11 protein-coding genes and 2 pseudogenes are annotated in these 14,522 nt (G+C 42.4%); 8 read left to right on the plus strand and 5 right to left on the minus strand.

Translation table 11 applies throughout. The annotated features are described in order from the left end of the window. Positions 1 to 640 precede the first annotated feature (640 nt). From ACXM1Q_RS02155 to ACXM1Q_RS02175, 5 genes and pseudogenes are all read left to right on the plus strand, one after another. On the plus strand, positions 641 to 997 hold the full coding sequence (locus ACXM1Q_RS02155) for a helix-turn-helix domain-containing protein (RefSeq protein WP_458515732.1): 357 nt from the start codon (positions 641 to 643) through the stop codon (positions 995 to 997). Positions 998 to 1,002: 5 nt separating this feature from the next. Next, positions 1,003 to 1,398: an ImmA/IrrE family metallo-endopeptidase gene (locus ACXM1Q_RS02160; protein WP_458515826.1), complete on the plus strand. Its 396-nt coding sequence runs from the start codon at positions 1,003 to 1,005 to the stop codon at positions 1,396 to 1,398. Positions 1,399 to 1,447: 49 nt separating this feature from the next. After that, entirely contained in the window at positions 1,448 to 2,095 is a 648-nt protein-coding gene (locus ACXM1Q_RS02165) for a DUF4190 domain-containing protein (RefSeq protein ID WP_458515734.1), read from the plus strand. Between the two features lie 181 nt (positions 2,096 to 2,276). Further along, positions 2,277 to 3,847, plus strand: a pseudogene (locus ACXM1Q_RS02170) (IS3 family transposase). Positions 3,848 to 3,960: 113 nt separating this feature from the next. Further along, the gene (locus ACXM1Q_RS02175) at positions 3,961 to 4,719 is read left to right on the plus strand and encodes a trypsin-like serine peptidase (RefSeq protein ID WP_458515736.1); all 759 of its coding nucleotides are present in this window, start codon (positions 3,961 to 3,963) and stop codon (positions 4,717 to 4,719) included. A gap of 51 nt (positions 4,720 to 4,770) precedes the next feature. Here ACXM1Q_RS02175 and ACXM1Q_RS02180 read toward each other — a convergent pair whose 3' ends face one another. The 5 genes from ACXM1Q_RS02180 to hisS form a co-directional block, all read right to left on the minus strand. Further along, on the minus strand, positions 4,771 to 5,439 hold the full coding sequence (locus tag ACXM1Q_RS02180) for an NYN domain-containing protein (RefSeq protein WP_135038922.1): 669 nt from the start codon (positions 5,437 to 5,439) through the stop codon (positions 4,771 to 4,773). Between the two features lie 183 nt (positions 5,440 to 5,622). Continuing rightward, the gene (locus ACXM1Q_RS02185; RefSeq protein WP_458515739.1) at positions 5,623 to 6,558 is read right to left on the minus strand and encodes a YitT family protein; all 936 of its coding nucleotides are present in this window, start codon (positions 6,556 to 6,558) and stop codon (positions 5,623 to 5,625) included. Then, on the minus strand, positions 6,545 to 8,299 hold the full coding sequence (aspS, locus tag ACXM1Q_RS02190; RefSeq protein WP_458515741.1) for an aspartate--tRNA ligase: 1,755 nt from the start codon (positions 8,297 to 8,299) through the stop codon (positions 6,545 to 6,547). The genes ACXM1Q_RS02185 and aspS overlap by 14 nt, the downstream gene beginning before the upstream one ends. Before the next feature lie 4 nt (positions 8,300 to 8,303). Further along, positions 8,304 to 8,507, minus strand: coding sequence for a hypothetical protein (locus ACXM1Q_RS02195; RefSeq protein ID WP_458515743.1), 204 nt, complete (start codon positions 8,505 to 8,507; stop codon positions 8,304 to 8,306). A gap of 4 nt (positions 8,508 to 8,511) precedes the next feature. After that, positions 8,512 to 9,804 carry a histidine--tRNA ligase gene (gene hisS, locus ACXM1Q_RS02200; protein WP_458515745.1) on the minus strand — a complete coding sequence of 431 codons (1,293 nt, stop codon included), beginning with the start codon at positions 9,802 to 9,804 and terminating at the stop codon, positions 8,512 to 8,514. Between the two features lie 1,147 nt (positions 9,805 to 10,951). On the opposite strand from hisS, the pseudogene ACXM1Q_RS02205 reads away from it, so the two are divergent. The 3 genes and pseudogenes from ACXM1Q_RS02205 to rpmF form a co-directional block, all read left to right on the plus strand. Next, a pseudogene (locus tag ACXM1Q_RS02205) lies at positions 10,952 to 12,490 on the plus strand (nuclease); the annotation flags it as partial. A gap of 42 nt (positions 12,491 to 12,532) precedes the next feature. Further along, positions 12,533 to 14,203: an LPXTG cell wall anchor domain-containing protein gene (locus tag ACXM1Q_RS02210; protein WP_458515828.1), complete on the plus strand. Its 1,671-nt coding sequence runs from the start codon at positions 12,533 to 12,535 to the stop codon at positions 14,201 to 14,203. A gap of 126 nt (positions 14,204 to 14,329) precedes the next feature. Continuing rightward, positions 14,330 to 14,512: a 50S ribosomal protein L32 gene (rpmF, locus tag ACXM1Q_RS02215; protein ID WP_135038419.1), complete on the plus strand. Its 183-nt coding sequence runs from the start codon at positions 14,330 to 14,332 to the stop codon at positions 14,510 to 14,512. Positions 14,513 to 14,522 lie beyond the last annotated feature (10 nt).

Genomic DNA, 14,522 nt, shown 5'->3' on the forward strand with positions numbered 1-14,522 from the left:
ATGGTGGTTTTAGAACAAGATAAAAGCCCGTTGTTACGGGCAGTAGTCAAGTAATTATAGCACTAACCTGAACGAAGTTCAGCGAACGCCTTTAGGCGTCGCTAGAGAGAACCGGCTTATAGCCGGTGTACAAGCCACCCGTTTTCACGGGTGGTTTTGACTTTTTAATAGGATAAATGCGGATAAACGCTAAAAATATTTCGGACGAATTAGAAATTCGAAACACCAGAGACTGGGCAAGAACTATACACCTTAGCAAATAGGTATAACATATGTCCGAATTCATCCAAATAATACTCATCGTAACCATTGAAGCTATCATTAGCTGGTTGGTAGATCGCTGGTTAGACAACCATTTTAATAAGTAGCACTTAGTTAGTATTAACTAACCCCAGAAAGTGAAAAAATTAGAAAAACACATAATTTCTTGAAAAATTTTAAAACTAGTTTTAAAATTAAATCATGGAATAACAACGTTTTAAACACTAATAAAACATTTAAGTAGAGTTTAGCGACCATATGTATTTAGTTTTTAGAATGTTTTTAACTTCGTTTTTTACTAACTTAATCATCTTACAAAAACTATTTTAAGTCTAAATTAGAATAGTTTTGTCAATCTCTTAGAAAGGTTGATAAATCAATGTCTGTAACATTTGAAAGGATTAAAGGTTTAGCCTCTAAGCAAGGTTTATCCTTAAATCAATTGGAAAATAGATTAGGAATAAGCACTAATTCTCTTTACGGAATTAAGAAGGCAAATCCTAAATCAGACCGCTTGCAAGAGATAGCTAACTACTTCAACGTTAGTACCGATTACCTTCTAGGACGTACGGACAATCCAAATATCGCTAACGATAGCGCTGTTGACTCTCCTAATATTAAAGTTGAAAATCTAGCAGATAACGTTATGATGTTTGGTGATCGGGAACTAACCGACGAAAAAAAGAAAATTATTCAGTCTATCATTGAAGGGTACCTCAAGGAGGCTGAAAAATAGGGGTAATTTATCTCACCGAAAAAGACGCCATCAGTCAGTTTAGAATCACTATCCGTGTTTTCAACGGCGACCTGATGGCTGACGAATTAAGGTTTTACGACCCTGAAACAAATATCGCTTTTCTAACAGATAATTTGTCCAGGAAAGAACGATTAAAAATTCTACTCCATGAACTTGGACATACGCAACATACAAGTACAGAGTATAAAAATGCCCGTATTCGATGTGAAAACGAGGCAGACAGATGTATCATTCATCATCTTGTAAAAGACGCAGTATTCCAACTAGATGATGCTAAAGATTTTAACTATCTGAAATTCATGGGGTTTTATAACTTTAAAACTATGACCGAGGAAATAATGGTCAAGGATGAATATCAAAATATAATTAAAGAAATGTAAGCTAATGTGCAAAACTGATCCACACTAAAAGCTGAAGGAGATTTTTATTATGCAACCAGAAAAGAAAGTTTTAGGTATTCTTGCTATCGTATTCGGCGCACTTGCTCTACTTGGTTCATGGGTTCCTATTATCAACAATCTATCATTCGTTATTGCCATTGTTGGACTAGTCCTAGGTGGTGTGGGTCTTTACATCAATCGACAAAATACAAAAGTTTTAGCAATTGTAGGTACTGCACTCTCAGTAGGATCAATTCTAATTGTCATTGGAACACAAATGATTTATGGCCAAGCTATCAAAACTGCAGGAGAAGTGACCAAGACAGTCATCGAAGCCTCTAGCGAAATCGAAGAAGCAGCCAGCTCTGCTAGTAGTGAGCTTAAAGAGGTTGCCAGTTCTGCAAGCTCTGCAGTAGAGGAAATAACCGAAGGTGAATTTAAATGGACAAAAGCATCTTTTGACGCACTTACTGTAGGAGATACACTATCTGGTGCTGGCGGAGAAAGCTACGATTCTGTTATTAAACAATTTGGAAAACCTGAATCTGAAAGTGAGTCTACTATTGGCGATGTTAGCAATAAATTAGTAACATATACTACTTTTAATTCCGGATTCAAAAGTGTTAGCCTTAGTTTCTCTAAGCAACCAGATGGTCAATTCTTATTAAGCTCAAAATCAGCAACAGGCTTGGAATAATTTATATTAACTTAACCGTCTCAATCAAGAGGCGGTTAAGGTTTACTTATCGAGACCTCAGAACTAGCTGAAGAAAAAATAATCCCCACCCACCTTACCAACGATGAAACAGTGATATGCTCCCCTTATAGTGGACAGTGAAAAAACAAAATTTCACTAGAAGCTATAGGGGTGTTTTCTTATGTCTAAAAGAAGTTCAAAATCAGTAGGAGAGAAACTTGAGATTGTATTGCTTTATCTCAATCATCATAAATCCATAGGTTACTTAGCTAAACAAAGCCAGGTATCCTACAAAACGATTCAAGAGTGGATTCGAAAATACAAACAAGATGGTATTGATGGTCTCTATGAAAGTCGAACTTGGAAGAAATATAGCCAGGAGCTGAAAGAACAGGCAGTACTTGACTATTTAGAAGGCCGAGGAAGCCAAGCGAGTTTGGTTAAAAAATATGGAATATCAGATCGAAGTGTTCTCAGAAAGTGGATAAACGTTTATACTAGTGGTAATAAGTTGAAATCTACTAGTAGAGGTTATTCTAGGATGAAAAAGGGACGTAAAACAACTTTTGAAGAACGGCTTGAGGCCGTAAACTTTACGATTGCTCACGATAAAAACTATCAAGCAGCTATTGAAAAATATGGCATTTCTTACCAACAAATCTATTCATGGGTAAGAAAATTTGAAAAAGAAGGTAGTCGAGGCTTAGAAGACCGTCGTGGAAAAGGACTTGAAAGCAAGTCGAATTTAACTAATGAAGAGGAATTACTCCTTAAGCTTAAACAATTAGAGGAACGCAATCGACTACTAGAAATGGAGAACGGTCTTCTAAAAAAGCTTCAAGAGATCGATCTACGGAATATGAAGTAAGGTTAGGTCGACTCACTTCTAAATTCCAAGCAATCAAGGAATATCATGAAGAGAACAATGGAGCTCCGATTCATCTCTTATGTCGACTCTTGAAGGTTTCTCGTTCAGGCTACTACAAATGGCTGAACCATGAGGAGACTGAATACGAGGAGACAAATAGAGAGTTGGTTTCACTGATGAAAGAACTTCATGCTCAATACAAAGGTATTCTAGGCTACCGTCGCATGACACGTTTCATTAATAGAAAACTAGGAATAAACTACAATCCTAAACGAATCAGACGTCTCATGCGTATCCTTGGTCTTCAATCTGTCATCCGTCGTTCTCGTGGCTATTGCACAAAAACTAGTTTTAAGAATATCGAAGACAATCTTCTTAACCGCGACTTCACTGCAACAGCTCCAAACTAAAAGTGGTGTACAGATGTTACCTTCTTACAGTATGGAATGGGTTCAAAGGCTTATTTAAGTGCCATTAAGGACCTTTATAATGGATCAATCGTAGCCTACCATATCGGTCTTAATAATGATAATTCGCTAGTTATGGAGACGCTTAGAAAGGCGATGGAAGCCAATCCAAATGTGACACCACTTATTCATAGCGATAGAGGCTCTCAGTACACCTCACAAGAATATCGCATGAAGACGACACAGTATCAACTGACACGCTCTATGTCTCGTGTTGGTAAATGTATTGATAATGCGCCAATTGAGAGCTTCTTTGGGCATTTTAAGACCGAATGTTATGATTTGAAGAAGTATAAGACCTTTGAGGAGTTGGTAGCTGATATAGATGCTTATATTCATTTCTACAATCATGAACGTTTTCAAGAGCGCAATAACGGCCTTGCCCCTCTTGAAATGAGGAACAAGGCCGTCGCATAATCTTTTATTATTTCACTGTCTACTTGACAGGGAGCAGTTCATTATCCACCTTCTTTGCGTTTTCTTCTTTCAAAAAACGAATTAAAAAGAAAAAGACCACAAAGGAGATAATCATGAAGAAACGACTACTCACACTGCTACTTACTCTGGGAAGTATGCTTCTACCTACAGTCATGCTAGCAGAGGCTCGGAAAGAGGTCAGCCCACAGGAAGCAAGTACCTATCCCTTTCATCTAACACAAGCTCTCATCGCTAAGAGGGGGTCTGGGCAAACCACTCGGGGAACTGGAACCTACTTAGGTAAGGGTGCTTTCCTCACCGCAGCCCATAATCTCACTAATGAGCGGGGACAGCTATGGTCTGGGCAAACCATCCACACCTATAACGCTCAAGGAACAGAAGTTTTCCACACAGGGTCATCTGCCAAGCCCTACTACCTATCCACATCCTATAGCGGATACGAGGATTTGAAAAACGACCTTGCTCTTATCCAAGTCGAGTCCAGTTTGGGACTCCCTACAGATAAACAAGAACTCCAGCTTACCGTCTATCTAGAACCCCAAAAACTACTAGGGAAAACTGTATCGACTATGGGCTTCTCTAGTCTTACACGCCCGCCTTACACTCAAGCATCCGGTAAGATTGTTCGTGTAGAGGCAGATGGTACCTTAACCGCGGATCTTGGTCTAGTACAGGAAAATTCTGGCTCCCCTGTTTTTCTCAATGGTGAGATTATTGGTATTATTACCGCAGTAACGGAGGAATGCCAAGGTCAAAGTATCTGCCACCAAGCTACTATCACACCTTTAACAAAAGATCTAAAAGAACGGGTCTTGGATAAACTTAAACTAGGGGTTCGACTTGTGAACTAGGGTATGCAAAAGACAGCTTTCAAACGAGTGAAAGCTGCCTTTTGTCTTCTCTTAGTGTCCTAAGTAAGCTGTGTCAATTGTCCGGAGTCCATCAATATGAAGACTGAGATTATCCTTGATTGGCCCACCTAACGGATCCAGGATAAAATCAATGCCTTCACGTCGGGCCAGTTTGGCGGCGGGGACGAAGTCACTGTCGCCAGCAATGAGGATAATGCGGTCCACTTGTTGCTTATAGGCTAGAGAGGAGATATCTAAGCCGATACGGATATCGGTTCCCTTCTGCTGGAGGTTGAGACGAAAATCGGCCTCTTGAAGTTGATCTACTCTTCGTTGACCGGACAAGAGGTCTTGTAAAGCCTCTTCCCGTAAAGTATAGAGCGGTTTATTCTCAGAGAGTTCACCCATGCGCAAGGCCACGCGCCGCTTGCGACTCAACTCTACAAAAAATTCTTCAGTCCATCGTAGCGTGTCACTCCTACTGTAGTCAATAACTCGATCTCCGAAAGGGTTGAGTAGGCTTGCTTGCAAAGGGGGACAATCATAATAGAAAATACGATAAAGGTCATGCCGCACCTCTGCCTGATAACAAGACTCCTTGAGATGCCGCGTACAATATTTATACAAACGCTGGGCTGATTGAGCTGGATCTTCCGAACCAAAGGCCAGATTACTCCGCTTACGGTAATAACCACCATCGACTAAAATTGCTGTTTTCATAAAACTCCTTTTTCTTTCCTCGGAATAGACAGGGTGACTCAAGTTCCCCTTACCTCATGATGGCACCCTACTTTTTCCTCGGCAAACCTTATAAAATCTGAGAGTTTTCCCTCTCATCTTTTCATTCGAAAAAGAAAGTAAAAAAAGAGACCTAACGAAAAATATTTTCGCTGGTCTCATTTTTTAAAATTCAACAAAACGTCCTAGAACGTGCACATTATCTGCAATCGTTACAAAAGCCTTAGGATCTGTTTCCCGCATAATCCACTTAAACTCATGGTATTCTGCTCGGGTAATGATTGTAATCAGCACAGCCTTCCGCTCATGCTCATAAGCTCCCTCAGCATCATTCAAAATGGTCACTCCCCGCTCCAATTTTGCATGAATTTCCTTAATCACCCGCTCCGGACAACTGGTCACAATCATGGCCTGCATTTTTCTCTGCTTGGTAAAAACCAAATCGGTAACCCGTGTAGAAACAAAGAGAGTCACCAAAGAATAAAAGGCATAGGGCCAACCAAAGGAAAGACCGGCTAAAAGAATGATTCCACCGTTCAGAGCCAGGGACAAGTTACCGACCTGCCGACCCGTCCGCTTGCGGATAGTCAGAATCAAGACATCCATCCCACCACTGGAAATATTGGCCCGCAGGGCCAAACCAATTCCCAAGCCCATCAGAACACCTCCGAAAAGGGCATTGATAATAGGATCAGCGGTCAAGGTCAAATCTGGAATCCACTCCATAAACAGACTCGAAAAACTAACCGTTATGAAGGTAAGGATCGTAAACTTTTGACCAATCTGATACCAGGCTAGAATCATCAAAGGAATATTAATCGCATAGTAAATTAGGGATAACTGCAGATTAACTCCTAGATGATTGGCCAACTGAGCTTGAAGAATCTGTGCCAATCCTGTTGCCCCTGCAGAATAGACATGTCCGGGCTGATAAAAAAAGTTGATTGCAATAGCGGACAAGATGCCATATAAGACTGCTGCCGATAATTTCTCATCATACTTCTCACGCGAAATGTTCTGCAAGAGCTTGATAAAGTGGAAACGCCTCCCTAGTTCATCCAACCAAGACCGAAAAGCACGGTAATATTTATTCCTTTTCATCCTCTTGAACCCGTAGACTCAGTTCTTCCAATTGGCTCAAAGCCACTGGACTCGGTGCCTGAGTCATAGGGTCTGTGGCCTTGTTGTTTTTCGGAAAGGCAATAACTTCCCGAATATTATCTTGACCAGCTAGAAGCATGACAAAACGGTCCAAGCCGATTGCCAATCCTCCATGTGGAGGGAAGCCGTAATCCATAGCTTCTAAGAGGAAACCAAACTGTTCCTCTGCTTCTTCTTGACTGAAACCAAGAGCTTTAAACATCCGTTCCTGTAGCTCTCTCTGGTTAATCCGAAGACTTCCGCCACCCAATTCATAACCATTCAAGACAATATCATAAGCAATGGCTTTCACCTTGCTGAGATCACCCTCGAGTTCAGTTGCAGTATCCATTTGTGGTAGTGTGAATGGGTGATGGGCACTCATATAGCGGCCTTCTTCCTCAGACCATTCAAACATCGGCCAGTCTACAACCCAGAGGAAATCAAATCGACTCTCGTCGATAAGTCCTAACTCTTTTCCTAAGCGCACGCGCAGCGCCCCTAGAGTAGCATTCGCCACTTCCATTTCGTCCGCAACAAACAGAACCAAGTCCTGCTCACCTAAAGCAAGATGAGAAACCAATTTCTCTTCATGACTAACCAAGAATTTAGCAACTGGACCTGTGAGAGCACCGTCCACATACTTGATCCATGCTAGACCCTTAGCACCATATTGCTTGGCAACTTCGGTCAATTTATCGATGTCTTTACGCGAATACTGGTCAGCTGCTCCGCGTACAACAATGGCCTTAACAGCTGGAGCCTCTGCAAAGACTTTAAATTCAACGTCAGACACAAGATCCGTTAAATCTTCCAGCAGCATCTCAAAACGAGTATCCGGCTTGTCCACACCGTATAGACGCATCGCTTCATCATATTTCATTCGTGGGAAAGGTAGGCTTACTTCAATACCCTTAGTATCTTTCATAACCTTGGCAATCATGCCTTCTACCAAATCCTGAATTTCTTGCTCAGACAGGAAGGAAGTTTCCAAATCTACCTGTGTAAACTCTGGCTGACGATCTCCGCGTAGGTCCTCATCACGGAAACATTTCACAATTTGATAATAACGGTCAAATCCAGCATTCATCAAGAGCTGCTTGGTAATTTGTGGACTTTGAGGCAAGGCATAGAAATGTCCCTCGTGCACCCGACTTGGAACCAAATAATCCCGAGCCCCTTCTGGAGTAGACTTAGCCAAGAAAGGCGTCTCCACATCGATAAACTCATGCTCATCCAAGTAGTTCCGAATGCTATGGGTAACCTGTGCCCGAAGTTTAAAGTTAGCCAGCATCTCTGGACGACGCAAATCAAGGTAACGGTAACGCAAACGGGTATCATCATTTACCTCAATACCATCCTTGATCTCAAAAGGTGTTGTTTTCGCAGTATTCAAAATAGTCAACTGCTCCACCTGCATCTCCACCTGTCCTGTTGGCAACTGATCATTAGCCTGCTCACGCGCCAAGATTTTCCCAGTCACCTCAATCACATACTCAGACCGTAAACTTTCAGCCGCCTGCATCACAGATGCATCCACCAATTCTGGATTGATAACCAACTGCATCAATCCTTCCCGGTCCCGCAAGTCAATAAAGATCAAGCCTCCCAAATCCCGACGACGACCAACCCAACCTTTTAAAGTTAGCGTCTGACCAATTTGCTCCGAGCGCACACGCCCCGCATACATCGAACGTTCCATCAACCTATTCCTCTTTCTCTGTTTGATTTATTTCATGTAAAGTTTGAATAACAGTGCCCGTTATAAAATGAGCTAATCCAGCCAAAAAACCAAAAATCAGGGCCAAATGGCGGTAAAAAAAGTCATCCCGAACGAGGGTACACACACAGCCAATGACCAAAGCCACCACAACTGCCTGAATAACCGCCCCTAAAAGCCTCTTTTGCATATCCTTACTCATTTCCTAGTGCCATTACCTGAGCCAGAATCGCTGGTGCATTCTGCTCCAAGTCCCGCATGGATACTTCCAACTGTTCTCTCGTTTTATTATTCTTCAAGACAACAGAACCAGACTCCAACTCGGATCCCCCTAGAGTCAGCAAAGCCTTAGCCTGGAATTGATCTGCAGCCTTAAACTGAGCCTTTAACTTCCGATTTAGATATTCTCGTTCAACTGTCAAACCTTGGCGACGCAAGGACTGAACCAAAATCGTCGCAGCTTCATTGACTTCAACACCTAAGGTAGCTACATATACGTCTAAGGCTGGCAAACCTGGAAGCTCAACTTCTTGCTCCTCCAATAAGAGCAATAAACGTTCAACTCCAAGACCGAAACCAAAACCTGGTGTCTCTGGACCACCGAAGTAAGATACCAAACCGTCATAACGACCACCCGCACAGACCGTCAAATCGGATCCATTGACTTCTGTAATAAATTCAAAAATCGTGTGATTGTAGTAATCTAAACCACGTACCATCCTCGAATCCATGACATAATCAATCCCCAAAGCATCCAAGAGTTTCTGCACTTGATCCAAGTGTTCCTGACTCTCCGAATCTAAATAGTCCAAAATAGAAGGTGCCCCTTCTACAACCTCTTGGTCAGCTTTCTCTTTAGAATCCAATACTCGCAGTGGATTCTCTTCCAGACGTCGTTGACTATCTGCCGATAACGATTCCTTATGCGGTAACAGATAATCAATTAAGGCCTGACGATAAGCTGCTCGAGACTCTGGAGTTCCCAAACTATTCAAGTGCAAGCGAATTCCCTGTAAACCAAGCTCTTGGAAGAAAGCTGCCGCCATCGCGATGACTTCCACATCGATAGCCGGATTACTGGAACCAAAAGCCTCTACCCCGATTTGGTGGAACTCTCGTAAGCGACCTGCCTGAGGGCGCTCATAACGGAACATGGACCCCATATAGAAAAGCTTCACTGGCTTTTGCACCTCTGGCGCAAATAATTTATTCTCCACATAGGAGCGGACAACTGGTGCAGTTCCTTCTGGCCGCAATGTAATATGACGATCGCCCTTATCATAGAAATCATACATCTCCTTGCTGACGATATCCGTTGTATCGCCAACCGACCGACTAATAACTTCATAATGTTCAAAGAGAGGCGTCCGAATCTCTTCAAAACGGTAGCGCCCAAAGATTTCCCGCGCTCGGGCCTCCACAAATTGCCATTTTCGAGACTCACCAGGCAGAATATCCTGTGTTCCCTTTGGTTTCTGTAGTTTCATAACGTTCCTTTTCCTTTAATGACATTAGTACAATTTTAGCATAATTCCCCCCTCTACGAAAGTTCTATCCCCCACTTCATCATCTTACTTGAGAGTAATCCAACGAGTTCCGCTTATCCTACTTTCAAGCAAATACAACCGAACCATCAACTCTCTATACTCTTGAAATATTCGGATTATAGTTGGTTTATCGCAGTCTTTCTGATACAATAAAAGCATCAAACAATAGGAGATACCCATGGAAAAAAAGGCTGTTTATAAGTATATGCTAAGAGCTTCTCTTCTGCTAGCACCACTTGTCTTATCGACTACACTAGCCCAGGAGCATGTCTCGGCTGATGGTTTAACCCCTACAACTGAAACTCTACAAACGGATACCAATCAACCGAACAGCAATCGTTCGGATTTATCAGAAACTCCAACGGAATCAACCGAAGCCCCCATTGCAGATCAGCCGCTCGAGGCAGTTGCAATCGACTCTAACACCTCAACGACTTCCCTAGAACAAGCACGGGAGAGTGAAAAAGGGCAGACCCTAACGGTCGCTGGTAAAGTCATCAGTAAAGTCAACGCTTGGGGTGGAAATGGCTTCTACATCCAAGATACCGCTGGCGATGGTCTCTACGTTTATCCCGGCAAAAAGCAAGATGTAACCATGGGAGACACCGTCCAATTAGAGGGGACCTTGGGCGACTTCAATGGTGAACTGCAACTAACCAAGGTTGCTAATCTTACCAAAGTCGCTGACATTCCTGTTCCTGAACCAACTGTCACAACAGTTGAAGGCTTAACTGATAAACTCCAGTCTACTCTCGTAACCTTAAAAAATGTGACAGTTGGTTCCATCTCTAGCGATAAAAATGGAACATCAACTTTTAACATCAGCGACCTCAATGGCCAAACAGTTGCCGTCCGTGTGGATAGCCGTACAGGTATTACCAATGCCATTTTAACCAATCTGATTTCAGAAAATGACACCATCAACATCACTGCCATTTTATCCACATATAGAGGTAAAAACCAATTAAAACCATTCTTGGAAAATCAATTCGAAGTGGTTAAAAAAGGGACAGCACTCCCTCCAACAGAAAAAAGTATCTCCATCGGAGAAATCCAGGGTGAAAGTCACACATCCCCTCTCGAAAATCAAACAGTGACTGTTAAAAATGTAGTGGTAACTTACGTTGCCAACAAGAATCATTTCTATGTGCAGGATATCGTACCCGATGGCAATCCTAAAACATCCGATGGAATCAACGTTTTCCTAACAAATCATCAAGTAGCTGTTGGAGATCGTGTAACCGTGACGGGAAAAGTGGTTGAATATCTCGGAGCTGGTTATAGCGAAAAAGCACAAACCGATTTGACCACCACCCAAATTGCAGCAACATCCGTTGTCAAAGAGGGCACAGCCACTGTACCTGCACCAATTCTTCTCGGCATTGATCGCATCGCCCCAACAAAAATTATTGAAGACGATGCTTTTTCATCATTTGATCCAGATACAGACGGCCTTGATTTTTGGGAATCACTAGAAGGAATGCTTGTCGGAATTGACAACGCCAAAGTGCTTGGTCCGCAATCCAACAAGGAAGTCTATGTCGTTCCAGGGAACTATACTGGACCGATGAACAAGGTTGGAGGTCTGACCTTAGAAGCAGACAACGCCCATCCCGAGAAAATTGCGGTACTGTTTGATAAAAATCTAGTCACCAAAACGGGTGACTCCTTCCAAGGACGAATTTACGGTCCAATCTCCTACGGTTATACCAATTATAAATTACTAGCTACCGTTGCCAATTCCCCAGCGGTCACAGATGGGGGTGTAACACCTGAAGTTACAACGATTATCAAAGATCCAAATAAGCTCACCATCGCCTCTTATAATATTGAAAATTTCTCAGCCAATAACAAAACAACCAACAATGCCAAAGTCAAACGCATTGCTAAATCTTTTGTCCACGACTTAAACTCTCCAGACATCATTACCCTTATTGAGGTTCAAGACAACAATGGTACGACCGATGATGGTACAGTTGATGCTAGCCAGAGTGCTCGTCGCTTAATTGAAGCCATCAAAGCCGAAGGAGGACCGACTTACCAATACATTGATATTGAACCCGAAAACAACATGGATGGCGGTGCTCCTGGATCCAATATCCGCACAGGATTCCTTTACAATTCTGAACGCGTATCCTTATCGGATAAACCAAAAGGAGATGCGACAACGCCCGCAGCTTGGGAAAACGGAGAATTAAAACACAGTATCGCCCGCATCGATCCAACCAATGCAGCCTGGAAAAACTCCCGTAAACCAATCATCGCAGAATTTCAATTTAACGATCAAAAGATCAATGTGGTTGCCGTTCACTTAAATTCAAAACGTGGGGATAATGGACTATTCGGAAAAGTTCAACCAGTCAGCTTTAAATCCGAAACACAACGCCACCAAATGGCTAACATCATCCATCAATTCATCTCCGAGGGAATGAAGCAAAATGCCGATTTAAACGTTGCTATGCTCGGAGACTATAATGACTATGAATTCACCAAAACGCTAGACATCGTCTCTGGAGACATCATGTCCAATTTGGTCAGTCGCCATGATTTAGCCGATCGCTTCTCCTACTTCTATCAAGGAAACAACCAATCCCTTGATAATATCGTCATCTCCAACAATCTCCTCGACCGTTACGAGTTTGACATGGTACACGTAAACTCCATCTTTATGACCGATCACGGCAGAGCCTCTGACCATGATCCACTATTACTACAACTGGATCTACGGAAAAAACAACATGGGGAGGGAACCAAAGCTGAATCCAAACCGGCTCTTGACCCAGAAAAACTCAAAGAGAAACAACACGGGGATGGAACTACGGCTGAAAACAAACCAGCTCTTGATCCAGAAAAACTCAAAGAGAAACAGCATGGGGACGGAACTAAGACTGAAAGCAAACCAGCTCTTGACCCAGAAAAGCTCAAAGAGAAACTACATGGAGACGGAACTAAGACTGAAAACAAACCAGCTCTTGATCCAGAAAAACTCAAAGAGAAACTACATGGGGATGGAACAAAAGCTGAATCCAAACCGGCTCTTGACCCAGAAAAGCTCAAAGAGAAACTACACGGAGATGGAACTACGGCGGAAAACAAACCAGCTCTTGATCCAGAAAAACTCAAAGAGAAACTACATGGAGACGGAATCAAGACTGAAAACAAACCGGCTCTTGATCCAGAAAAGCTCAAAGAGAAACTACACGGAGACGGAACCAAGACTGAAAACAAACCGGCTCTTGACCCAGAAAAACTCAAAGAGAAACTACACGGGGACGGAACTACGGCTGAAAACAAACCAGCTCTTGATCCAGAAAAGCTCAAAGAGAAACTACATGGAGACGGAACTAAGGCTGAAAACAAACCAGTTCTTGATCCAGAAAAGCTCAAAGAGAAACTACATGGAGACGGAACTAAAGCTGAAAACAAGCCAGCTCTTGACCCAGAAAATCTCAAAGAGAAACTACACGGAGACGGAACTAAGACTGAAAACAAACCAGCTCTTGACCCAGAAAATCTCAAAGAGAAACTACACGGGGACGGAACTACGGCTGAAAACAAACCAGTTCTTGACCCAGAAAATCTCAAAGAGAAACTACACGGGGACGGAACTACGGCTGAAAACAAACCAGCTCTTGATCCAGAAAAGCTCAAAGAGAAACTACATGGAGACGGAACTAAGACTGAAAACAAACCAGCTCTTGACCCAGAAAATCTCAAAGAGAAGCTACATGGAGACGGAACTAAAGCTGAAAACAAACCAGCTCTTGACCCAGAAAATCTCAAAGAGAAGCTATATGGAGACGGAACTAAGGCTGAAAACAAACCAGTTCTTGACCCAGAAAAACTCAAAGAGAAACTACATGGAGACGGAACTAAAGCTGAAAACAAACCAACTCTTGACCCAGAAAATCTCAAAGAGAAGCTACATGGAGACGGAACTAAAGCTGAAAACAAACCAGCTCTTGACCCAGAAAATCTCAAAGAGAAGCTACATGGAGACGGAACTAAAGCTGAAAACAAACCAGCTCTTGATCCAGAAAAGCTCAAAGAGAAACTACATGGAAACGGAACTAAGACTGAAAACAAACCAGCTCTTGGCCTAGAAAAGCTTAAAGGGAAACAAGAGGAAGTCAAAAAACCATCAGAGAAGGTCACACCATTAAGTCATCAAAGCAACCGAAATACAGTGGCATTACCTTCACAATCTAAGAAGAATGAATCTTTCCAACCTAACCGCTTACCAAACACATCTGCTCAAGAATCAGCCGCTCTAACAGCAATGGGATTCGGTTTGTTGGTAACCCTTGGAGCCGTTAAAACCAAACGTCGCAAATCTTAATGCTAGGACCACTGACAAATCTTTTTTGAAAAAAGTTGTCAAGTAACTTTACTTTACAATTCATTTGTGTTATTCTTTTAAAGTTGACGAATCGTCAAAGAATATTCTATTGGAGGAAATAAAGAAATGGCAGTACCTGCACGTCGCACATCAAAAGCGAAGAAAAACAAACGTCGTACACACTACAAATTGACAGCACCATCTGTTCAATTCGATGCTACAACTGGTGACTACTCACGTTCACACCGTGTATCTCTTAAAGGATACTACAAAGGACGTAAAATCGCTAAAGCTCAAGCAGCTGAATAAGAATAGAAGG

It is taken from the genome of Streptococcus sp. 10F2 (assembly GCF_054331515.2).

Coding starts and splice junctions, on each gene's coding strand:
- ACXM1Q_RS02180 (WP_135038922.1), bottom strand. CDS start 5,439: ATGAAAACAGCAATTTTAGTCGATGGTGGTTATTACCGTAAGCGGAGT.
- ACXM1Q_RS02155 (WP_458515732.1), top strand. CDS start 641: ATGTCTGTAACATTTGAAAGGATTAAAGGTTTAGCCTCTAAGCAAGGT.
- ACXM1Q_RS02165 (WP_458515734.1), top strand. CDS start 1,448: ATGCAACCAGAAAAGAAAGTTTTAGGTATTCTTGCTATCGTATTCGGC.
- ACXM1Q_RS02195 (WP_458515743.1), bottom strand. CDS start 8,507: ATGCAAAAGAGGCTTTTAGGGGCGGTTATTCAGGCAGTTGTGGTGGCT.
- ACXM1Q_RS02185 (WP_458515739.1), bottom strand. CDS start 6,558: ATGAAAAGGAATAAATATTACCGTGCTTTTCGGTCTTGGTTGGATGAA.
- ACXM1Q_RS02210 (WP_458515828.1), top strand. CDS start 12,533: ATGACCGATCACGGCAGAGCCTCTGACCATGATCCACTATTACTACAA.
- hisS (WP_458515745.1), bottom strand. CDS start 9,804: ATGAAACTACAGAAACCAAAGGGAACACAGGATATTCTGCCTGGTGAG.
- ACXM1Q_RS02175 (WP_458515736.1), top strand. CDS start 3,961: ATGAAGAAACGACTACTCACACTGCTACTTACTCTGGGAAGTATGCTT.
- rpmF (WP_135038419.1), top strand. CDS start 14,330: ATGGCAGTACCTGCACGTCGCACATCAAAAGCGAAGAAAAACAAACGT.
- aspS (WP_458515741.1), bottom strand. CDS start 8,299: ATGGAACGTTCGATGTATGCGGGGCGTGTGCGCTCGGAGCAAATTGGT.